Origin of the sequence: Pseudokineococcus lusitanus, from assembly GCF_003751265.1 — a bacterium.
Taxonomy (GTDB): Bacteria; Actinomycetota; Actinomycetes; order Actinomycetales; family Quadrisphaeraceae; genus Pseudokineococcus; species Pseudokineococcus lusitanus.
Genome location: NZ_RJKN01000007.1, coordinates 13,690 through 35,101, shown reverse-complemented (window position 1 = coordinate 35,101; position 21,412 = coordinate 13,690). Strand labels below are relative to the sequence as shown.

Annotated in this window: 15 protein-coding genes; 8 read left to right on the top strand and 7 right to left on the bottom strand. The window is 75.9% G+C overall.

Annotation, left to right across the window (positions count from 1 at the left end; translation table 11 throughout):
* The 7 genes from EDC03_RS13205 to EDC03_RS13175 form a co-directional block, all read right to left on the bottom strand.
* Complete coding sequence (locus EDC03_RS13205; RefSeq protein ID WP_123380729.1) at window positions 1-642, bottom strand: hypothetical protein; 642 nt, start codon at window positions 640-642, stop codon at window positions 1-3.
* Window positions 639-1,460 carry a hypothetical protein gene (locus tag EDC03_RS13200; RefSeq protein WP_148058090.1) on the bottom strand — a complete coding sequence of 274 codons (822 nt, stop codon included), beginning with the start codon at window positions 1,458-1,460 and terminating at the stop codon, window positions 639-641. Before EDC03_RS13200 ends, EDC03_RS13205 begins: the two co-directional genes overlap by 4 nt.
* A 107-nt stretch (window positions 1,461-1,567) precedes the next feature.
* Window positions 1,568-6,640: a ThuA domain-containing protein gene (locus tag EDC03_RS13195; protein WP_148058089.1), complete on the bottom strand. Its 5,073-nt coding sequence runs from the start codon at window positions 6,638-6,640 to the stop codon at window positions 1,568-1,570.
* Window positions 6,641-6,845: 205 nt separating this feature from the next.
* The gene (locus tag EDC03_RS13190) at window positions 6,846-8,036 is read right to left on the bottom strand and encodes a Gfo/Idh/MocA family protein (protein ID WP_199720243.1); all 1,191 of its coding nucleotides are present in this window, start codon (window positions 8,034-8,036) and stop codon (window positions 6,846-6,848) included.
* 107 nt (window positions 8,037-8,143) lie between these two features.
* On the bottom strand, window positions 8,144-9,202 hold the full coding sequence (locus EDC03_RS13185; RefSeq protein WP_123380726.1) for a substrate-binding domain-containing protein: 1,059 nt from the start codon (window positions 9,200-9,202) through the stop codon (window positions 8,144-8,146).
* 83 nt (window positions 9,203-9,285) lie between these two features.
* Entirely contained in the window at window positions 9,286-10,401 is a 1,116-nt protein-coding gene (locus EDC03_RS13180) for an ABC transporter permease (RefSeq protein ID WP_123380725.1), read from the bottom strand.
* Window positions 10,398-11,900 (bottom strand): sugar ABC transporter ATP-binding protein, encoded by a 1,503-nt coding sequence (locus EDC03_RS13175; RefSeq protein WP_123380907.1) that lies wholly within the window; start codon window positions 11,898-11,900, stop codon window positions 10,398-10,400. Before EDC03_RS13175 ends, EDC03_RS13180 begins: the two co-directional genes overlap by 4 nt.
* A gap of 266 nt (window positions 11,901-12,166) precedes the next feature.
* Between EDC03_RS13175 and EDC03_RS13170 the strand changes: the two genes are divergently transcribed.
* The 8 genes from EDC03_RS13170 (at window position 12,167) to EDC03_RS13135 (ending at window position 21,376) form a co-directional block, all read left to right on the top strand.
* Window positions 12,167-13,579: an ROK family protein gene (locus EDC03_RS13170; RefSeq protein WP_123380724.1), complete on the top strand. Its 1,413-nt coding sequence runs from the start codon at window positions 12,167-12,169 to the stop codon at window positions 13,577-13,579.
* A gap of 258 nt (window positions 13,580-13,837) precedes the next feature.
* A complete protein-coding gene (locus tag EDC03_RS13165; RefSeq protein WP_123380723.1) occupies window positions 13,838-15,052 on the top strand; it encodes an inositol-3-phosphate synthase in 1,215 nt (404 codons plus the stop codon).
* Complete coding sequence (locus tag EDC03_RS13160) at window positions 15,049-16,011, top strand: SCO3242 family prenyltransferase (RefSeq protein ID WP_123380722.1); 963 nt, start codon at window positions 15,049-15,051, stop codon at window positions 16,009-16,011. The genes EDC03_RS13165 and EDC03_RS13160 overlap by 4 nt, the downstream gene beginning before the upstream one ends.
* On the top strand, window positions 16,008-16,964 hold the full coding sequence (locus EDC03_RS13155; protein ID WP_199720242.1) for a sugar phosphate isomerase/epimerase family protein: 957 nt from the start codon (window positions 16,008-16,010) through the stop codon (window positions 16,962-16,964). The genes EDC03_RS13160 and EDC03_RS13155 overlap by 4 nt, the downstream gene beginning before the upstream one ends.
* On the top strand, window positions 16,961-17,812 hold the full coding sequence (locus EDC03_RS13150; RefSeq protein ID WP_123380721.1) for an EboA domain-containing protein: 852 nt from the start codon (window positions 16,961-16,963) through the stop codon (window positions 17,810-17,812). The genes EDC03_RS13155 and EDC03_RS13150 overlap by 4 nt, the downstream gene beginning before the upstream one ends.
* Window positions 17,812-18,678: a TatD family hydrolase gene (locus tag EDC03_RS13145; protein ID WP_123380720.1), complete on the top strand. Its 867-nt coding sequence runs from the start codon at window positions 17,812-17,814 to the stop codon at window positions 18,676-18,678. Before EDC03_RS13150 ends, EDC03_RS13145 begins: the two co-directional genes overlap by 1 nt.
* Complete coding sequence (eboE, locus tag EDC03_RS13140) at window positions 18,675-19,988, top strand: metabolite traffic protein EboE (RefSeq protein ID WP_123380719.1); 1,314 nt, start codon at window positions 18,675-18,677, stop codon at window positions 19,986-19,988. The genes EDC03_RS13145 and eboE overlap by 4 nt, the downstream gene beginning before the upstream one ends.
* Window positions 19,985-21,376: an alkaline phosphatase family protein gene (locus tag EDC03_RS13135; RefSeq protein ID WP_123380905.1), complete on the top strand. Its 1,392-nt coding sequence runs from the start codon at window positions 19,985-19,987 to the stop codon at window positions 21,374-21,376. Before eboE ends, EDC03_RS13135 begins: the two co-directional genes overlap by 4 nt.
* Window positions 21,377-21,412 lie beyond the last annotated feature (36 nt).

Sequence of the window (21,412 nt, the reverse complement as noted above, 5' to 3'; positions counted from 1 at the left end):
TCAGGGGGTGCGGCGGCGGCGCGCGCGGACGAGGAGCAGGGCCACGACGCCGATGACCACGATGCCGCCCACGAGGGCGACGACGCCGGCACCGGGGCCGGCGGACGTGCCGTCGGTGGTGGCCGCGGCGGGCTCGGCGGGCTCGGCGGTCCGGGTGGCCCGGAGGGTCGTCTCGTCGGTGACCGTGGGGGCCCCCGGCGACGGGGTCGCCGTCGCGGCGGCGGCCGGGGTCGGCGAGGCCGTCGGCTCGGGCGGCCCGCCCGAGGTGACGGGGACGTCCCAGCTCTGGTCGCTCCCGCCGGCGGCCTGCAGCGCGACCTCCCAGTCGCCGGCCGCCAGCTGGGTCGTGGAGACGCGGAAGCCCTCGCCCTCGGCCTGGAGCGCGAAGTCGATGCCCTCGACGACGCGGCCGTCGGGACCCGTCGCGGTCCCGGTGAAGTCGACCTCGGGCCCGACCATGTGCCCGTCCTCGCGCCAGGTGGCCACGAGGGTGAGGGCGCCCGTGCCGTCGTCGGCCACGTCGACGTCGATCGGCCCGCCGTGCGCCGAGGCGGGCATGGCACCGCCGAGCAGCACCGCGAGGACGCCGAGGAGGACGACGAGCGCCCTCGCCGGGCGGCGGGTGGGGGCGGAGGCGGTCACGGGGCGGTCCCCTCGTCGTGGTCGTCGTGGGCGTCGTCGCCCTCGTGGTCGTGGGCGTCGTCGCCCGCGTGGTCGTGCGCCAGCTCGCCCTCCTCGGCCTCGTCGGCCGTGATGGCGCCGCTCCCGGCCACGCCGGGCAGGTAGACGTGGAGGTGGCCGAGGCCGCGCTCGACGCTCACCGCGTCGAGCTGGGTGGCGCCCACCGACCACGTGAGGACGGCGGCACGCAGCGTGCCCACGCCCGTCCTCAGCGGGCCGGCGGGGTCCTCCCCCGCCGCCGCCCGGTCGGCGGCCTGCGCCAGCGCGTCGGTCGCCGTGGTCAGCTGCTGCAGCGAGGCCTCGACGGACGTGCGGACGAGGTTGACGTCCGTGCCGGCGCTGCCGAGGTCGGAGAGCTCGGCGCCCGCGGCCTCGACCGCGGCGCCCCACTCCCGCGCCTCCGCGGGCGTCGGCGCGGGCGCGCCCGGCTCGGCGTGGGCGCCGGCGGCCTCGACGACCGGGGTCACGGCCTCGGCGACCACCTGGACGTCGTCGACGAGGACGGCGAAGGCCTCGGCGTCGCGAGCCGCGGACTCCTCGCGGAGCTCGGCCGCCCGCGCCTCGACGCGGGCGGCGAGGTCGTCGCCGCCCTCCGCGCCGTCCGTGCCCGCGCCGTCCGTGCTCGCGGACCCGCTCTCGGCGGTCCCCGTGGACGCCGGCACCGGCGCGGCTCCCGCAGCCCCGTCGGCGCCGGCGCCCAGGGCACCGCCGAGCGCCGGGCCGAGGAGCAGGCCGACGACGAGGCCGACGGCGAGACCGCCGCCGGCCAGGCCCGCCACCACCCCCCGGCCCGGGCGCGGGGCCCGGGCCGGGGAGGTGGCGGGTGCACCGGCCGGACGGCCGCCACGCGAGGTGGCGGCCGCCCGGCTGCTGCTGGTGCCCTTGCTCACCGGCGGCCCGAGGGGGCCGCCGCCGGGGCCTGCAGGGCCTCGGCGAGCCAGACGACCTGGTCGAGGAGCACGTCGCGCCCCTCGCCGGCCGGGGTGGTGCGGGTGAGCGAGCGCTCCAGCGTCTCGAGCTGCTGGACCGCCTGCCGCACCTGGCCGCGCGCCTCGAAGCGCTCGACCCGCTCGAGGGTGGCGAGCGCCCGGTCGGCCGTGCGGCCGTCCAGCAGCTCGTCGCCCTCGAGGATCCCGACGACGGCCGTGACGTCCGCGGTCGTCACCTCCACCGTGACGGTGACGCTCACCTCCGTGACGTTGCCCGCGACGTCGGTCGCCGTCGCCGTGAGCGTGTGCTCGCCCGGCTCCAGCGTCCAGAGGCCGAGGCCGTCGGCGACGTCCACCGGCGCGCCGTCGAGCAGCACGCCCGTCGACGCGACGCCCGAGGTGGCGTCCTCGGCCGTGACGACCAGGGGCAGCACCTCCGAGGAGCCGTAGGTCGCGCCGTCCTCGGCGCCGCCGAGCGTGGCGGTCGGCGCCGTGGCGTCGATCTTGAAGGGCACGACGACGGGGGCGGACGTGTTGCCGGCCTCGTCGGTGGCCCGGACGTGCAGGGCCCAGTCGCCGTCCTCGGAGATCGTCACGGGCGCCTCGTAGGTGACCGTGGCGTCCTCGTCCCACGTGCCGGCCTGCGCGGCCGGCACGACCTGGTACTCGACGGAGGCGACACCGCTGCCCTCGCCGTCGTCCGCGGTGGCCGTGACGGTCACCGGGCCGCTGTACCAGCCGGCCTCGCCCGAGGGCTCGGCCGGGTCGAGGGCGACCTCGACGGTAGGCGCGGTGGTGTCCTCGCCCGCGGGGGGCTCCTCGTCCGTCACCGCGGTGAAGGAGTCGAAGGACACCGGCACCCGGGCGGCCTGCGAGGTGCCCAGGGTGAAGAGGCCGACCTTGAGGTCCGCCGCCCGCGCGATGGCCGCGTTCTCGACCTGGGCGGAGGTGCCGCCCTGCCAGGTCACGCCGTCCGTCGACCACTCGCCCGTGAAGGTGGTGCCCGAGAGGGACATCCGCAGCCAGACGTCGCCCGGGGCGATCTGCCCCGAGCTCGGCTGCGGGTTCTGGATGACGGAGCCGATCTCCGAGCGGAGCTCGACCGACGACGCGACCGTCGCCGCGCCCCGGCCGCTCGTGACGACGTGGTCGAGCTTCACGTAGTTGTCGTCGTCGAGGTAGGCGATGAGCCCGCCCTGCTGGTACTGCTCGACGAGGGCGGACGTGTCCATCTTCGTCGTGACCGACCAGTCGCCGTTCGGCGCCGGCTGCAGGAGGAAGTTCGTCGTGCTCGCGGCGTTCGGGGTCGTGTAGATGTCCCCGTTGCCGGTGAGCACCGTGACCTTCCCGTCCGCGACCGTCAGGGCCTCGGGCTCGGGGCGCAGCACCTCCCAGCGGCAGGTGCTGAGCTCGGTCCCGTCGAACTCGTCGTCGCGGCCGTCGGCGCACGGCGCGGGCCGCACGGGGTCGACCGTGATCCGGACGGTCGTGGTGCGGAAGGCACCGCGGCTGTCCGTGGCGCGGAAGGTGGCCGTGTAGTCGCCCACCTCCGTGTACGTGGCCTGCGTCGTGAGGCCCTCGCGGGGGGCGTCGCCCGGGATGCCGGTGGTCCAGCTGCCCGTGACCTCGTCGCCGTCGAGGTCGGAGACCTCGGCGGACAGGGTGACCTCGAGCGGCGCCGGGCCGCTCGACGGCGTCGCCGTCACCGCGCCCAGGGTCGGGGCGCTGTTGGCGCTGACGCCCTTGCCCTCGGCCTGGAACCAGTTGAGGTTGAAGAGGCTCTCGCCGCCGCCCGTGCGCGAGCGGAAGACGAGGTAGAGCGTCCCGGTGCCCTCGGGCACGTCGGCGAGGTCGGTGCGGAAGTCGCCGTAGCGCTGCCAGTCACCGGTGCCGCTCACGTCGATCGTGCCCAGCAGGTCGCCGTCCGGCGCGTCCCAGCGGACCTCGACGAGACCGCCCTCGCCCGGGCTGGCCGCCCGGACGGAGAGCCCGTCGATGCCCTGGAGGTTGACCGGGGAGTACCCGACGTAGTCGCCGTCCTCGATGTAGCCGAGGTTCTGGAAGCCGCCGGCCACGTCGGACGTGGCCTCGCGGGTGACGCCCGGGTCCCCGGCGCCGTTGGCGTCCGCGACGCGGCCGCTCTCCTCGAAGTACTCCGCCTGCTTGGTCTTGGGCTGGAGCGTGATGAGGTCGGTGCCGGTCAGGGCGGGGGCGCCGGCAGTGCCCTCACCGCCACCCGCATCCGTGTAGTCCGCCTCGACGATGACGAAGACGTCGGCCTCGGGGCCGTGGCTGTCGTCGATCGTCGCGGTGAACTCGCCCGTGCAGCCGCGGACCTGCTCGCCCGGGTGCCCGTGGTCGTTGTGGCCCAGGGCGGGCTTGACGAGGACGCCGGCGCAGGTGTCGACGCCGGCGGCGTCGTCCTCGGGGTCGGTGACCTCGACCGAGTAGCCGACGGTGTCGCCGAACTCGGTGAAGCCGCCCTCGGGCGGCCCGGTGATCTCGACCGTCGGCCGCGTGTTGCCGGCCGCGACGTTGACGGCGGCGGTGGCCGAGCGGCCGGCGGCGTTGGTCACCGTGAGCAGGGCCTGGTACGCGCCCGGCTCGGTGTAGGTCCAGGTCGGGTTCGCCTCGGTCGAGTCGGTCGACCCGTCGCCGTCGAGGTCCCACGCGTACGTGAGCTCGGTGCCGTCGGGGTCGGTCGTGCCCTCGGAGGAGAACTGGACGACCAGCGGCACGGGGCCGCTCGTCACGTCGGCCGTCGCGCGCGCCACCGGGGCGCCCGTGTCGGCGTACTCGATGCGGTAGACGCCGGAGTCGGCGTTGTTGCCGCCGAAGCCCGAGCCCCAGTCGATGACGTAGAGCGCGCCGTCGGGGCCCCAGTCCCAGGCCATCGGCTTGATGATCTGGCCGCGCGGCAGGAGCTCGTTGACCTTGAGCGGCTGCGAGCGCTCGTCGTCCAGCTGCACCGTGTACATCTGGCCGGTGTTCCACTCGCCGAGCAGCGCCTTGTCCGAGAAGTACTCGGGCCACTTGACGGAGGAGTCGAGCTCGGCGTCGTAGACGTAGGCCGGGCCCGCCATGGGCGCGCCGCCGGTGCCGATGCCCGGGTAGGTGGACGTCGCCTCGCGGCCGTACCAGATCTGCGCCGGGATCGACGGCGGCAGCTCGGTGAGGCCGGTGTTGTTGGGCGAGTCGTTGACGGGCGCGTCGCAGTCGTAGAGGCCCTTGCCGGTGTTGCTGGCGAAGTCCCAGTCGACGTACGGGGTGTTGGCGCCGTGGCAGTACGGCCAGCCGTAGTTGCCCGGCGCGTTGAGGATCTGCCACTCGACCCGGCCGTCGGGGCCACGGGTCGGGCTCGTCGCGCCGGCGTCGGGGCCGTAGTCCGCCACCATGAGCTTGTCGGTGACGGGGTCGATCCCGATGCGGAACGGATTGCGGAAGCCCATGCCGAAGATCTCGGGACGGGTCTTCTCGGTGCCCTCGGCGAAGAGGTTGCCGTCCGGCACGAGGTAGCTGCCGTCGGGCTGCGGCGTGATGCGCAGCACCTTGCCGCTGAGGCTGTTCGTGTTGCCCGAGGTCCGCTGGGCGTCGAAGGCCGCGCGGCCCGCGCGCTCGTCGACGGGCGTGTAGCCCTGGGACTCGAACGGGTTCGTGTTGTCGCCCGTGGCGATGTAGAGGTTGCCCTGCGTGTCGAACTCGAGCGCGCCGCCGGCGTGGCAGCACTGGTCGCGCTGGACGGGCACCTCGAGGACGACGACCTCGCTGGCCGGGTCCGCTGTGCTGCCGGTCACCGTGAAGCGGGAGACGCGGTCGGCGTCCTCGCCCTCGGGCGACCAGTAGAGGTAGACGAAGCCGTTGTCGGCGAACTGCGGGTCGAGCGTGATGCCCAGCAGGCCGAACTCCTGGACCGTCGTCACGTCGAGGTCGAGGGCGGTGCGGACGGCGCCGCCCGTCTCGATGACGCGCAGCTGGCCGTTGCGCTCGATGTAGAAGACGCGGCCGTCGTCGGCCACCTCGAGCTCCATCGGGTTGGAGGTGTTCTCGTCGAGGGCGACCTCGGAGAAGCTCTCGTCCGACGTCGCGCCGCACTCGCTGCCGACCGCGCCCGCGGCGGTCTCGAGGCCCCCGAGCAGGTGGTCGAGGAACTCGGGCTCGACGAAGGACTCCTCGGTGTGGCCCATGGCCGTGTACCAGCTGCGGCCGGCCTCGACGTCCTGGCACCAGGCGATGGGGTGGTCGTCGCCCATGGCGCCACCACCCGCGTTGTAGGAGGTCTCGTCGAGCGAGGCGAGGACGTGGACGTCGCCGCGGGGGTTGGACCGGAAGTTGTACCACTCGTCGTACCGGGTCCACGTCGTCGGCAGGTCCGCCGTCGACGGGTGCACCGGGTCCTCGACGAGGACGTCGGCCGTCTGGTTGGCCGGGTGCGAGGAGAAGTAGGCGCCCACGAGGTCGCCGTAGAACTCCCACTCGTACTCGGTGTCCGAGGCCGCGTGGATGCCCGCGTACCCGCCGCCGCCCTTGATGTACTCCTCGAACGCCGCCTGCTGCGCGTCGTCGAGGACGTCACCGGTGGTCGACAGCCACACGACGGCGTCGTAGGGCGCCAGGCCCTCGGCGGTGAAGACGGAGGAGTCCTCGGTCGCCGTGACGCCGAAGTCGTTCTCCTCGCCGAGGAGCTCGATGGCGGCGACGCCCTCCTCGATGCTGCCGTGGCGGAAGGCCGCGGTCTTCGAGAAGACGAGGACGTCGAAGCGGCCCTCGCCCGTGGCGGGCGGGGCCAGGAGGCTGTCGCCGACGAGGGCCTCGGAGGTCGTGCCGGGGGCCTCCCCCGGCGCGGCCTCGGGGGCCGGGGCGGGCGCCGCGGCGGCGCTCACCGGGGCGGGGGCCGGCGCGGCCACGGCCGCGGGCACGCCCGCCAGCAGGGACGCCGGGACGGCGAGGCCGAGGGCGACGGCGAGGGCGCTGCGCCGCCGCCGGCGTCGACCGGGTGGTCGTGGTGGGGACAGGGGGACACCAGGGATCATCGTCGATCGTCCGTCCTCGCGGGCCGCCTCGCGGCGGCGTGCCGGTGACGCGTCGTCGCGTCACGGTCGTGCGGGTGCTGCTGCCCCGCCGTGGTCTCCGGGGGGTCGACCGTTTTTAGCACGATGAGCGGCAAAAGTGTCGAGAACGTCGGGACGGCCCGTCCCGTGACGCTTGTCACGGGACGGGCCGTCCGTCCGGTTCACCTCAGAGCTGCTGCCAGGCACAGCCTTCCGCAGAGGAGCGCTCGACCGCCGCGAGCACCTTCTGGACCTGGAGGCCGTCCGCGAAGGTCGGCGCCGGGTCCTCCTGCGCGGCCAGGGCGCCGACGAGGTCGACGACCTGGTGGACGAAGCCGTGCTCGTAGCCGAGGCCGTGCCCGGCCGGCCACCAGGCGCCCACGTAGGGGTGCTCGGGCTCGGTGACGTAGATGCGCCGGAAGCCGGCGACCCGGGCGTCCTCGGTGGCGTCGTAGTAGTGCAGGACGTTCATGTCCTCGAAGTCGAAGGCCAGCGAGCCCTTCGACCCGTTGATCTCCAGCCGGATGGCGTTCTTGCGGCCCCAGGCGAAGCGGGTCGCCTCGAAGGTCGCGAGCCCGCCCCCGGACAGCCGGCCGCTGAAGACCGCGGCGTCGTCGACCGTGACGACGCCGGTGCCCTCGCCGGCGGTGCCGCCGAGCGCCCCGCCGCCCGCGCCGGGGAGCGGGCGCTCCTCGACGAAGGTCCGCAGGAGGCCGGAGACGCCCGTGAGCAGCTCGCCCGTGACGTGCTGGGCGAGGTCGACGACGTGGGCGCCGATGTCCCCCAGCGCCCCCGAGCCGGCCTTCTCCTTCTCCAGGCGCCAGGACATCGGCGCCTGCTCGTCGGCGATCCAGTCCTGGAGGTACTGGGCCCGCACGTGGCGGACGGTGCCGACCCGGCCCTCGGCGACGAGCTGGCGCGCCAGCGCGATCGCCGGCACGCGCCGGTACGTGAAGCCCACCGTCGCGCGGACGCCGGCCACGGCCGCCTTCTCGGCGGCGTCGACCATGACCTGCGCCTCCGCGACCGAGTTGGCCAGCGGCTTCTCGCAGAGGACGTGCTTGCCGGCCTCGAGCGCCGCGACCGCGATCTCGGCGTGCGTGTCGCCCGGGGTGCAGACGTCGACGAGGTCGACGTCGTCACGCTCCAGCAGCGACCGCCAGTCGGTCGTGCTCCCCTCCCAGCCGAGCCTGCGGGCCGCGGCCTCGACCGGGCCGGCCTGCCGGCCGGCCACCACGAGCATCCGCGGGTGGAGCGGGAGGTCGAAGAACCGCGGCGCCACCGACCACGCCTGGGAGTGGGCGGCCCCCATGAAGGAGTAGCCCACCATCGCCACGCCGAGGGCGGGCGCCCCCTGCTTCGCCGTGCTGTCTGCCATGTCTGGTGCTCCTCACCTGTGCGCCGCCGGGCCGCCCGCGGGGCGGGCCGGGGACGCGACGGGCGGCGGCGCGGGCACCTGCGTGCCCGCACCGCCGCCGGGGGTCGTCAGGACTCGAACGCGGTGTCCAGGTACTGGTCCACGTTGTCGGCCGTCACGACGGGCGCGAAGAGCTGGACCTGGCGCGGGACCTGGCTGGAGACCAGGTCGTCCATGTCCTTCTCCTGCTCGACGAGGCGGGCCAGGCTGACGCCGTCGGCCGCCTGCGTGGACGGGTAGACGACGGTGGCCTGGAGGACGGAGTCGCCCTCCTGGATCTCGCGCATGACGTTGGCGGAGCCGGCGCCGCCGACCATGAAGAACTCGTCGCGCCCGGCCTGCTCGATGGCCGCGAGGACGCCGACGCCCTGGTCGTCGTCGTGGTTCCAGATGGCGTCGATCTGCGGGGCGGCCGAGAGGAGGTTGGCCGCCTGCGTCTGGCCGCCCTGGACGGTGAAGTCCGCGGCGACGCGGTTGCTGACCTCGAGACCGCAGTCGGCCAGCGCGTCGGCGAAGCCCTGGCTGCGGTCCTGCGTCAGCGGGAGGGAGTCGATGCCGGCGATCTCGGCGATGACGGCGTCGGGGTTGTCGCCCAGCTGCTCGCACATGTACGTGCCGGCCGAGACGCCCATGCCGTAGTTGTCGCCGAGCACCGTGGCGCGGGCGGCGAAGGGGGAGGTGAACTCGCGGTCGACGTTGATGACCGTGATGCCCTGCTCCATGGCCTGCGTGGCCACGTCGGTGAGGGCGGCGCCGTCGAAGGGGAGGATGACGATGGCGTCGACGCCGTTGTTGATGAAGGTCTCGACGGCGGCGATCTGCAGGTTGACGTCGTTGGTGCCCTCGGCGACCTGCAGGTCGACGTCCTCGAACTGCTCGGCGCGGTCCTGGGCGGCCCGCGTGATGGCCGACATCCAGCCGTGGTCGGCGGCCGGCGCCGTGAAGCCGATGGTGACCGTGTCACCGGGCTCGTTGTTGGCGGTCGCCGCCTGGACGGCCTCGCCGGCCGCGTCGTCGGTCGTGCCCGCCGGCTCGTTGGAGACGCAGCCGGTGAGCAGGAGCGAGCCGACGGCCAGCGAGCTCGCCGCGAGCATCCAGGGGCGGCGGCGGGTCGTGGTGGTGGACATGGTTCTCCTCGTTGAGATGGTCGGGCGGTCGTGGGGGGAGGTCTGGTCAGGAGCCCCGGGCAAGGGCGGGAGGGTCGGGGCCACTACCCGGCCTTGCGGGGTGTCCGGCGCGCCGCGAGGCGCTGCTGCAGGAGGACGGCCACGACGATGATGGCGCCCTTGGCGATGGACTGCGTGGAGATCGACAGGTTGTTCTGGACGAAGACGTTGGTCAGCGTCGCGAAGATGAGGACGCCGAGGACGGTGCCCATGATCGTGCCGCGGCCACCGGCGAGGAGGGTGCCGCCGATGACGACGGCCGCGATGGCGTCGAGCTCGTAGAGGGTGCCGTTCGTCGACGAGCCGGAGTTGACGCGCGCCAGGATCATGGCGCCGCCGAGCCCGGAGCAGACGCCCGAGAGGGCGTAGAGGTACATCGTGTGCCGCTGCACCTTGATGCCGGCGAGGCGCGCGGCCTCGGGGTTACCACCGACCGCGATGGTGCGGCGGCCGAAGGTCGTCCGGTTGAGGAGGAACCAGCCGGCGAGGGAGACCAGCGCGAAGATCCACACGAGCACCGGGACGCCGAGCACCCGACCCGTCAGGGCGTCGGAGTAGCCGTCGACCGTGACGATCTGCGTGCGGTTCTGGGCGATCAGCTCGGCGAGGCCCCGGGCCGCGATGAGCATGGCGAGCGTCGCGATGAAGGCGACGACCTTGCCGTAGGCGATGACCGCCCCGGTCACGAGACCGGCCACCGCGCCGACGGCGACCGCCGTGAAGACCATGACGGACCAGTGGCTGTTGGCCGCGATGGTCTGCGTGGCCACCGTGGAGGCCCAGATGGAGGACAGCCCCACGAGCGAGCCGACCGACAGGTCGATCCCGCCACCGGTGATGACGAAGGTCATGCCGATGCTGACGACGCCGATGACCGCGGCCAGGTTGAGGATCGTGATGAGGGTCGGCACGCTGGCGAACTGGCCGCCCGCCGTCGCGATGCCGGCGACGACGATGAGCACGAGCACGGCCACGAGACCGAGCGTGCGCCCGGTGTCGCTGCCCAGGAGGCGGGTCACCGCGTTGCCCTCGGCCCCCGGGGGCATGGGACCGGCGCCCGGCGTCGCACCGCGGCGCTCCAGCGGCGTCGGGCTCCCGCCGTTCTTGTCGTCCGGCGGGACGGACCCCGCCGTCGCCAGGTCGGGCGTGTTCTGGCTCATGCCGCGCGTCCTTCCATGACGAGGTCGAGGACCCCGTGCTCGTCGATCTGGTCGGCGGGGCCGGTGTGGACGACCCGCCCGTCGGAGATGACCAGCACGCGGTCGGCGAGCCCGAGGACCTCGGGGATCTCGCTGGAGACCACGACGACGGCCGCGCCGGAGGCGGCCAGCTGGTTGATGAGGGCGTAGATCTCGGCCCGGGCGCCGACGTCGACGCCGCGGGTGGGCTCGTCGAGGAGCAGGACGCGGCAGCCGTGGACGAGCCAGCGGGCGAGCATCGCCTTCTGCTGGTTGCCGCCCGACAGCGTGCCGATGACCCGGTCCGGGTCGGCCGGCCGCAGCTCCATGGCCTTGATCTGCTCGGTGGCCGCGGCCCGCTCGGCCTTCTCGTCGAGCAGGCCGCCCTTGGCGAAGCGGGCGAAGGACGTCAGCGTGATGTTGCGGTAGATCGGCTCGCCGAGGAGCAGGCCCTGGCTCTTGCGCTCCTCGGGCGCCAGACCGACGCCCGCGCCGACCGCGGCGGCGACGGACCCGGCGCGCAGCTTCTTGTCACCCACGCGCACGCTGCCGGCGGTCGCCTTCCGCGCGCCGTAGACCGTCTCGAGGATCTCCGAGCGGCCGGCGCCCACGAGCCCCGCGAGGCCGACGACCTCGCCGGCGCGGACGGTGAAGGAGACGTCCTCGAAGACGCCGTCCGCGGCGAGCCCGTCGACGACGAGCAGCTCCGCGGCGTCGGCCGGCAGGGCCGGGCGCTGGGGGAAGCCCTCGACGGTGCGGCCGGTCATGAGCCGGATGAGCTCGGGGGTGGGGACGTCGGCCACGGCGAGGTCGGTGGCGACGGAGCGGCCGTCCTTGATGACCGTGATCCGGTCGCCGATCTCGCGGATCTCCTCGAGGCGGTGGGAGATGTAGACGATGCCGACGCCCGCCGCGGTGAGGTCGCGGACGGTGCGGAAGAGGTTGTCGACCTCCTCGGAGTCCAGCACCGCGGACGGCTCGTCCATGATGATGAGCTTCGCGTCGTGCGAGAGGGCGCGGGCCATGCTGACGATCTGCTTGCCCGCCGCCGAGAGGGAGCCGACCTCGGTGCCCGGCTTGATCTCGCTGTGGCCGAGGCGCGCGAGCAGCTCCTTCGTGTGCCGCTCGACCTCGCGCCGCTTCGTCACCCCGGCCGTCGACATCTCGTGGCCCAGGTAGATGTTGTCGGCCACCGTGAGGCCGTCGACGACGTCGAGCTCCTGGTACATCGTCGCGATGCCGGCCTTGATGGCCGCGACAGGGTTGGCCAGCGTGAGCGGCTGCCCCTGCCAGGTGATCTCGCCGGCGGTGGGCGCGTGCGCCCCCGCGAGGACCTTGATGAGCGTCGACTTGCCGGCGCCGTTCTGGCCGAGCACGCAGTGCACCTCGCCGGCACGGACCACGAGGTCCACGCCGTCCAGGGCCTTGGCGCCGGGGAAGTGCTTGACGATCCCGGTCATGCGGAGCAGCTCGTCCCGCATCACACCCCCTCGTGTGGCTGTCGGTCGCGTCGTGGGAGACGCGGTCCGTGTCGTCGGTGACGCCCCGTGACGCCCGGCGCGTCGTCGTGCCGGGTGCGGTGACCGATCGCTGCCGAGATGTTCGGCGAGAGGTCTGGTCACCGCGTCGTGACAGTGCTTCAGTGCTCGTACGGCCTGATGGCCGCCCGTCACCGACGATCTAATGCCGTCGGCGTGCAGAAGTCAACGTCTGGACAGCAGAAGTCAGCCGACTACTGTCCGTCCCCATGACCGCACCGACCCGTGCGCGTCCGGCAGCGACGCCGGACGCCGGCACGGCCCCCGCGACGGTGCCGACGATCCCCCCGCGCGCCGAGGGACCGGTCGGCCCGGTCGGCCCGGCCGACCTCCCCGACGACCTCGTCGACGGCCTCGTCGCCGTCCTCGACCTCGTCCGCCGGGGCGTCGCCCGCACCCGCCCCGAGGTCGTCCGCGCCTCCGGCCTCGGCCGCAGCGTCGTCGCCGGCCGCGTCGCCCGGCTGCTCGAGCTGGGCGTCCTCGACGAGCACGGCACGGCCCCGTCCAGCGGCGGCCGCGCCCCCCGCGAGCTCGCGCTGCGGCACGACGCCGGCGTCGTCCTCGTCGCCCCGCTCGGCGCCAGCCGCCTCACCGTGGGCGTCACCGACCTGGCCGGGACGCTGCTGGCCTCGCTCGACGAGCCCGCGAGCATCGCCGACGGACCGGGGCCCGTCCTCGACCGCGTCGACGAGCTCTTCGCCCGGCTGCTCGACGGCCTGGCGGCCGAGCGCGGCCCCGTCCCCGTCTGGGGCGTCGGCGTCGGGCTGCCCGGGCCGGTGGAGTTCCTCTCCGGCCGGCCCAACCGGCCGCCGATCATGCCCGGCTGGGACGACGCCGACGTCCGCGCCCGCCTGTCCGAGCGGTGGGACGCCCCCACGTGGGTCGACAACGACGTGAACCTCATGGCGCTCGGCGAGGTCGTCGCCCGGCGGCACGCCCGCCAGGGCCGCGCGCCGCTCGGCGACCGCCCGGACCAGCCCGAGGACATGCTCTTCGTCAAGGTCGGCACCGGCATCGGCGCCGGCCTCGTCGCCCGCGGGCGGCTGCTGCGCGGCGCGCACGGCTGCGCCGGCGACATCGGGCACGTCGAGGCACCGGGGGGCGCCGACGTCGTCTGCCGCTGCGGCAACACCGGCTGCCTCGAGGCGGTCGCGGGCGGGGCCGCCCTCGTCCGCCGGGCGGCCGAGATGGCCGCCGACGGCACGAGCCCGGCGCTGGCCCGGCTCGCCGCGGCGGCGCCGGGCGGGCTCGGCGTGGAGGAGGTCGTGCGCGCCGCCCAGGAGGGCGACCGCACGAGCGTCGAGATGGTCCAGGCCTCGGGGCACCTCGTCGGCCAGGTCCTCGCCACGCTCGTCAACTTCTTCGACCCGGGCCTGCTCGTCCTCGGCGGGCGGCTCGGCGCCGGCTCCGACCTGCTGCTCGCCTCGGTGCGGCAGGGCGTCTACCAGCGCTCGCTGCCGCTGGCGACGCGCGACCTCCGCGTGGAGAGCGCCGCCGCGGGCGACGACCCCGGCCTCGCCGGCGCCGCCGCGATGGTCCTCGACGAGCTCTTCGGGCGGGAGCAGCTGCGCCGCTGGCTGCCGCAGGGCTCGCCGTCCGGGCGCCGCGCGACGGCGGCCTGACCCGCCGTCGGACCCCCGCCCGCGGCGGACGGTCCGGCGGCTCACCTGCCTGGTGGAGCACATGTGCCGGGTGCTAGACAGAACTCGTGACCGCCCTCGGGCGGCCTGTCGGGACGACGCCGTCGCGACGTCGCGGCGCCACCTGCGGCGCCGGACCTCGGGCGCCGGCCCGGCACCCCGGACCCCCGTCCCCCCGCGTCGGGGCCCCGGGCCCACGCCACGCACACCACGCACGACGACCGCTGGGAGCGATCACCGATGACGGACGACAGCGACCTCACGACCGGGACCGCCGGCGGCACGGGAGGGGTGGGCGTCTGGTTCGTGGGCGCCAAGGGGTCGGTGGCCACCACCGCCCTGCTCGGCGCGCACGCCCTGCGCGCCCGCCTGGCCGGGCCCACCGGCATGGTCACCGAGCTGCCCGCGCTCGAGGGCGCGCACCTCGTCGGCCTCGACGACCTCGTCACCGGCGGGCACGACCTCTCGGAGGTCCCCTACCGCAAGCGCGCCGAGCTCCTCGCGAGCCAGCGCGTCGTGCCGCGCGAGCTCGTCGACGCCCTCGGCGACGCGCTCGACGCCGCGGACGCGGAGGTCCTCGTTCCCGCCACCGCCGCCACCGTGGGCGAGGGGGGCCAGGCCGCCGTCGTCGACGCGCTCGTCCGCGACCTGCGCGACTTCGTCCGCCGCCACGACCTCGCCCGGCTCGTCGTCGTCGACGTCTCGAGCACGCAGCCGCCCCTCGACCCGTCGGACGAGACCCTGGCCGCGGACCTCGCGACGCCGGAGTCGGTCCGCTCCGCGTGGGAGGCCGGCCGCTCGCCGCTGCCCCTCTCGGCGACGTACGCCTGGGCCGCCTTCGAGGTCGGCGCCTCCTTCGTCGCCTTCACCCCGAGCCCCGGCGTCGACCTGCCGGCCGTGGCCGAGCAGGGCCGCCGCGCCGGCGCGACCTGGGCGGGCAGCGACGGCAAGACGGGCGAGACCCTGATGAAGTCGGTCCTCGCGCCGATGTTCGTCCAGCGGGCGCTGCACGTGGACTCGTGGGCCTCCTTCAACCTCCTCGGCGGCGGCGACGGGCAGACCCTCGCCGACCCCGAGGCGGTGCGCAGCAAGACCGCGACGAAGGCCGCCGGCCTCGCGGCGATGGTCGGGCGGCCCGTCCCGGGCCCCCTGCACATCGACAACGTGCCGGACTTCGGCGACTGGAAGACGGCCTGGGACCACATCGGCTTCACGGGCTTCCTCGGGACGCGGATGACGCTGCAGTTCACGTGGGCCGGGTGCGACTCGGCCCTCGCGGCGCCGCTCGTGCTCGACCTCGTCCGCCTCGTCGCGGCCGCCGCCGAGGCCGGCCGCACCGGCGCGGTGACGGAGCTGGGCTTCTTCTTCAAGAACCCCTCCGGCAGCGACGAGCACGCGCTGGGCGAGCAGTGGCGCGCCCTCCTCGGTCTCGCCGAGGAGCTCGGCCGCCGATGAGCACCGTGCCCGCCGGCGGGCTCGGCACGTGGCGCGAGTGGGCCGAGCTCGTCCGGCTGCCCGCCGTCGTCTCCGTGCCCGGCGACGCCCTCGTGGGCCTCGCCGCCGCCGGCGGGCCCGGAGGCCGCGGCGCCGCGGCCCGCGCCGCCGCGACGCCGCTCGCGTCCGTCTGCCTCTACTGGGGCGGGATGGTGCTCAACGACTGGGCCGACCGGGAGCTCGACGCCGTCGAGCGGCCCGAGCGGCCGCTGCCCAGCGGCCGCGTGGACCCGCGGGCCGCGCTCGCCGCCGCGGCCGGGCTCACCGCGGCGGGGGTCGGCGTCGCGGGCCTCACCGGCGGTCGCCGGTCCGCCGGGTGCGCCGCGCTCCTCGCCGCGGGCGTCTGGACCTACGACCTCGTCGGCAAGAGCAGCCCGCTCGCGCCGGCCAGCATGGCCGTCACGCGGCTGCTCGACGTCGTCCTCGGGGCGACGGCGGCCGCACCGGGCCTCCCCCTCGGCGCCGCGCTCCGCCCGGCGGCGCTGCCGGCGCTGTCGGTCGGGCTGCACACGCTCGCCGTCACCGACCTCGCCCGGGGCGAGGTCCACGGCGCGTCGCCCGCGACCGCCCGGCGGGCCGCCGCGGTGTCGGCCGCCGCCGGCGTCGCCTCCGCCGCCGCGGGCGTGGCCGCCGCCGTCGGCGCCGTCCGGCGGGGCACCGGCCGGACGTCCGCCGTGGCCGGCGCGGCGCTCGGCGTCGCCGCCTCCGCCGCGCACGTCGCGCGGCTCGTGCCCGTGCAGGCCGCCGCCGGCACCGGCTCCGGGGGCGACGCCCGGTCGGCGACCGTCGCGGGCCTCAAGGCCCTCGTCACGCTCCAGGCCTCGCTGCTCGCCGGTCTGCGGCAGCCGGTCACGGCCGCCGGCGTCCTCGCCCTCGGCGCGGGCGGCAAGGCCCTGCGCCGCTGGGGCTCCGCCACGTGAGCGCACCCGCCGCGGCCCCCGCCCTGCCGGCGACCCCCTTCGTCGTCGGCTACGGCACCAACGGCCTGGCCGACCACCGGCTGCCCGAGGCGCTCGACCTCGTCGCGGGGCTGGGCTACGGCGGCGTCGGCCTCACGCTCGACCACCACCACCTCGACCCGTCGGGCAGCACCGACGACCTGCGACGCCGCGCCGCGGCGGTGGGCGACGAGCTCCGCGCCCGCGACCTCGTGGCCGTCGTCGAGACCGGCGGCCGCTACGTCCTCGACCCGTGGCGCAAGCACTGGCCCGTGCTCGTCGGGCCGGACGGCACCGACTCCGAGCCCGGCCGCGAGGCCCGGGTCGACCTCCTGCACCGCGCCGTGCTGGCCGCCGCCGCGCTCGGCGCCCCGGTCGTCTCCTTCTGGAGCGGGCCGCTGCCGGCGGGCTCGACCCCCGAGGAGGGCACCGACCGGCTGCTGCGCTCCCTCGCCGAGCTCGTCCCCGTCGCCGAGGAGGCCGGCGTCCGGCTGGCCCTCGAGCCCGAGCCCGGCCACCACGTGGCCGTCCTCGACGACGCCCTCGCCGTCCTCGACGCCCTGGGACGCCCTGCGGGGCTGGGCCTCACGCTGGACGTCGGCCACGCCGTCGCCAACGAGCCGCGCAGCCCCGGCGCCACCGTCCGCCGCGCGCACGCGCTGGCCCCCGGGGCGCTGGCCAACGTCCAGCTCGACGACATGCGCCCCGGCGTCCACGAGCACCTGCCCTTCGGCGAGGGCGAGGTGGACCTGCCGGACGTGCTCGCCGCCCTCGTCGAGGTCGGGTACACCGGCCTGGCCGCCGTCGAGCTCCCCCGGCACGGCCACGCCGCGCCCGTCGTCGCCCGCCGCAGCCGGGACGCCCTCGCCGCGGCCCTCGCGGCGGCCCTCGCGACCACCGCCATCCCCCGAGACCCCGTGGAGGCCACCCCGTGAGCAGCACCAGGCCCGACGACGCCCACGGCTGGTCGCTGGCCCGCTGGGCCGAGCCCGGAGACGGCGCCGACGCCTGGCGGCGGGCGCTGGCCGCGCGGCTCGGTGACGGCTCCGGGGCGGGCGACGGCGCGGGCGACGTCCGCGCGCGGTGGCAGCGGCTGCTCGACCGGGCCGACGCCGGCACCCCCGTCGACGTGCTGCTGCCCGCCGTCGGTCGGTCGGTGGGCCGCGGCCCGCTCGTCCCCGGCGCGGACCCGCTGGGCCCCGAGGGCCTGCTCGGGACGGTCGACGACCTCGCCCGCGCCCTGCTCGTCACCGACGCCGTCACGGCGGGCCGGGTCGGCACCACCGGGGTCCCCTCGCTCCACGAGCGCGCCGACGCCACGGAGCGCCGCGGCCTCCTGCGGTCGGCCGCCGCGCTGCCCGGCGGCGCCGTCCCCGCCGCGCTCGTCGAGGACGCGCTGCGCGCCAACGACACCCGGCTCGTCGCCGCCGCCGTCGGCCCGTGCGCCGACGTGCTGGACGACGAGGTGTGGCGCCAGGCGGTGCTCAAGTGCCTCTTCGTCGGCGTGCCGCTGTCCTGCGTCCACCGGCTCGCCGACCGTGCGGACGAGCGCCTCGCCGAGATGGCGGCCCGCTACGTCGCCGAGCGCGTCGCCGCCGGGCGGCCCGTGCCCGTCGACGTGCCGGCCGTCCTGCCCGCCGGCTCGCCCGCGCTGGCGCAGGCCGGCCTCGACGACGCCGCCCAGCACGGCGCCCCGGACCGGCTCGCCGCCGCGGCCGCCGCCCGCGCGCTGCTCGGCGTCGCGCCCCCCGCCCACCCCACCGCCGCCGAGGAGGCCCGCTGATGAGGATCTTCGACCCGCACATCCACATGACGTCGCGCACGACCGACGACTACGAGGCGATGGCCGCCGCCGGCGTCGCCGCGCTCGTCGAGCCGGCCTTCTGGCTCGGCCAGCCGCGCACGAACGTCGGCTCCTTCCTCGACTACTTCGACGGGCTGCTGGGCTGGGAGCGCTTCCGCGCCTCGCAGTTCGGCGTGGCGCACCACTGCACGATCGCGCTGAACCCCAAGGAGGCCAACGACCCCCGCTGCACGCCCGTCCTCGACGAGCTGCCGCGCTACCTCGAGAAGGACGGCGTCGTGGCCGTCGGCGAGATCGGCTTCGACTCGATGACGGCCGCGGAGGAGGACGCCTTCGCGCGCCAGCTGGCGATGGCCGTCGAGCACGGGCTGCCCGCCATGGTCCACACCCCCCACCGCGACAAGGCGGCGGGCACCCGGCGCACGCTCGAGCTCGTCGAGGCCTCGGGGATCGCCGCGGACGCCGTCGTCGTCGACCACCTCAACGAGACGACCCTCGCGGACGTCGACGCGGCCGGCTGCTGGATGGGCTTCTCCGTCTACCCCGAGACGAAGATGGACGAGCACCGGATGGTGCGGATCCTCCTCGAGCGCGGCCCGGAGCGGGTGCTCGTCAACTCCGCCGCCGACTGGGGCCGCAGCGACCCGCTGAAGACCCGGAAGGTCGGCGAGGCGATGCTCGTCGCGGGCTTCTCCGAGGACGACGTCGACCGCGTCCTGTGGCGCAACCCCGTCGAGTTCTTCGGCCGCAGCGGCCGTCTGCTCCTCGACGACGTCCGCACCGAGCTGGGGGCCGAGTTCGAGGGCAGCTCCGTGCTGCGCGGCCCCCGCAGCCCCCGGCCGTGAGGGTCGCCCGTCCCGACGGCAGCACGGTCCACGTCGCCTACTGCACCAACGTCCACCCGGCCACGGCGCTCGACGGCATCGTGGAGCAGCTCCGCACCGTCGCCGTCCCGGTCGCGGAGCGCCTCGGGCTGCCCGCGGACGGCGAGCGGCTCGGCGTGGGCCTGTGGTTCCCCGCCGGCGCGGCCGCGGTCCTCGACGCCGACCTCGCCGACGGTGCCCCGGCGGGCGGCCCGGTGCGGCGGCTGCGGGCCGAGCTCGACCGCCTCGGGCTCGAGGTCGTCACGCTGAACGCGTTCCCCTACGGCGACTTCCACGCGCCGGTGGTCAAGCACGCCGTCTACTCCCCCGACTGGACCGAGCCCGCCCGCCTCGAGCACACCCTCGCGTGCGCCCGGGTCCTCGCGGCGCTCCTGCCGGACGACGTCGACGGCGGCGCCGTGAGCACGCTGCCCCTCGCCTGGTACCGCCCGTGGGACGACGCCCGCCGTGCGGCCGCCGGGCGGGCGCTCCGCGCGCTGGCCACGGGGCTGGGCGAGGTGGCCCGCACGACCGGCCGGCGCGTCCGCGTGGGCCTCGAGCCGGAGCCCGGCTGCGTGTGGGAGGTCCTCGACGACGCCCTCGCCGGCCCCGACGCGCTGCCGACCCTCCTCGCCGGCGGGCCGGACGACGCGCCGCCGACCGCCGACGACGCCGCCCTCGTCGGCGTCTGCCTCGACACGTGCCACAGCGCCGTCGGCTTCGACGACCTCGACGGCGTCGTCGGGCGGCTCACGGCGGGCACCGGGCCCGACGCCGTCCCCGCGGTCCCCGTCGTCAAGCTGCAGGCCTCCGCGGCGCTGCACCTCGACGACCCGGCCGACGACGCCGACCGCGCCGCGCTGGCCGTCTTCGACGAGCCGCGCTTCCTCCACCAGGTCCGCGAGCGGGGCGCCGACGGCGCCCTCGCGACGGCCGACGACCTGCCCCGCGCCCTGCGCGACCACGCCGACGGCGGGCTGCCCCGCCGCGGCCCGTGGCGCTGCCACGTCCACGCACCGCTGCACGCCGACTGGGAAGGACCCGTGCGCCCCGTGACCGCACCGCTCACCACCGCCCTGCACGACCTCGTGCGCGACGCCCCGCCCGCGGTGCGGGTCGACGTCGTCGAGGTCGAGACCTACACGTGGTCCGTCCTGCCCGCCGCGCACCGGGAGCGCTCCGGCGGCACCGGCACCGCGGCCGCCGACCTCGCGGGCGGCATCGCCGCGGAGCTGGCGTGGACCCGGGACCGGCTGGCGGGCAGCCCGGTCGGGACGGGGGCGGGCGCGTGAGCCGCCGCCCCGTCCTGCTCCTCGACGTCGTCGGGCTGACCCCGCGGGCGCTGGAGGACATGCCGCGCCTCGGCCGGGTGGCCGCCTCGGGAGCCTCCGCGCCGGTGGACACCGTCCTGCCCGCCGTCACGTGCAGCGTCCAGGCGACCTTCCTCACCGGGGCGATGCCCGCCGAGCACGGCGTCGTCGGCAACGGCTGGTACTTCCGCGACCTCGGCGAGGTCTTCCTCTGGCGCCAGCACAACCGCCTCGTGCAGGCGGAGCCGGTGTGGGAGGCCGCCAAGCAGCAGGTGCCGGACTTCCGGACCGTCAACGTCTGCTGGTGGTACGCGATGGGCATGTCGACCGACGTCACGGTGACGCCGCGGCCGATCTACCACGCGGACGGCCGCAAGAGCCCCGACGCCTACGTGCGCCCGCCGGCGCTCCACGACGAGCTCGTGGGGGCGCTCGGGGAGTTCCCCCTCTTCCAGTACTGGGGGCCGACGGCGTCGATCCGCTCCAGCGAGTGGATCATCGGGGCCACGCGCCGGCTGCTGCCGGGCGCCGACCTCACGATGGCCTACCTGCCGCACCTCGACTACGACCTGCAGCGCTTCGGGCCGGACTCGCGCCAGGCGCGCGCGGCGGCCCTGGAGCTGGACCGGGCCCTCGCGCCGCTGCTCGACGACGCCGAGGCGAGCGGGACCGCCGTCGTCGCGCTGTCGGAGTACGGCATCACGCGCGCCTCCCGGCCGGTCGACGTCAACCGGGTGCTCCGCGAGGCCGGGCTGCTCGAGGTCTACACGCAGGCGGGGATGGAGTACCTCGACCCGTGGACCTCGCGGGCGTTCGCCGTGGCGGACCACCAGGTGGCGCACGTCTACGTGCGCGAGGAGGCCGACGTCCCGGCGGTGCGACGGCTGCTGGCGGGCCTCGCGGGCGTCGACGCGGTCCTCGACGAGGAGGGCAAGCGGGCCCACGGGCTCGACCACGAGCGGGCCGGCGAGCTCGTCCTCGTCGCGGAGCCGGACGCCTGGTTCACCTACTACTACTGGCTGGACGACGAGCGGGCGCCCGACTACGCGCGGGGCGTCGAGATCCACCGCAAGCCGGGCTACGACCCCGCCGAGCTGTTCTTCGACCCGGCGGACCCGACGGCGAAGCTGAAGGCGGGCCTCAACCTCGTCCGCAAGAAGGTCGGGCTGCGCTACGCCATGCGCACCGTGCCGCTGGACCCGTCGCCGGTGCGCGGGTCGCACGGGCGGGTGCCGGACGGCTCGCCGGCCTCGCGCGTCGACGGTCCGCTGCTGGTGTGCAGCGACGCCGCGCTGCTCGCGGGGGTGGACGCGGTCCACGCCACCGACGTCAAGGGGCTGCTGCTGCGGGCGGCCGGGCTCGAGGGCTGACCGGCCCGGGCTCGAGGGCTGAGCGGCCCGGCCAGG

Excerpts from the sequence above, each read along its gene's own strand:
- EDC03_RS13175 (WP_123380907.1), bottom strand. The coding sequence starts at position 11,900 with ATGCGGGACGAGCTGCTCCGCATGACCGGGATCGTCAAGCACTTCCCC.
- EDC03_RS13170 (WP_123380724.1), top strand. The coding sequence starts at position 12,167 with ATGACCGCACCGACCCGTGCGCGTCCGGCAGCGACGCCGGACGCCGGC.
- EDC03_RS13190 (WP_199720243.1), bottom strand. The coding sequence starts at position 8,036 with ATGGCAGACAGCACGGCGAAGCAGGGGGCGCCCGCCCTCGGCGTGGCG.
- EDC03_RS13185 (WP_123380726.1), bottom strand. The coding sequence starts at position 9,202 with ATGTCCACCACCACGACCCGCCGCCGCCCCTGGATGCTCGCGGCGAGC.
- EDC03_RS13160 (WP_123380722.1), top strand. The coding sequence starts at position 15,049 with ATGAGCACCGTGCCCGCCGGCGGGCTCGGCACGTGGCGCGAGTGGGCC.
- EDC03_RS13145 (WP_123380720.1), top strand. The coding sequence starts at position 17,812 with ATGAGGATCTTCGACCCGCACATCCACATGACGTCGCGCACGACCGAC.
- EDC03_RS13165 (WP_123380723.1), top strand. The coding sequence starts at position 13,838 with ATGACGGACGACAGCGACCTCACGACCGGGACCGCCGGCGGCACGGGA.
- EDC03_RS13195 (WP_148058089.1), bottom strand. The coding sequence starts at position 6,640 with ATGATCCCTGGTGTCCCCCTGTCCCCACCACGACCACCCGGTCGACGC.
- EDC03_RS13180 (WP_123380725.1), bottom strand. The coding sequence starts at position 10,401 with ATGAGCCAGAACACGCCCGACCTGGCGACGGCGGGGTCCGTCCCGCCG.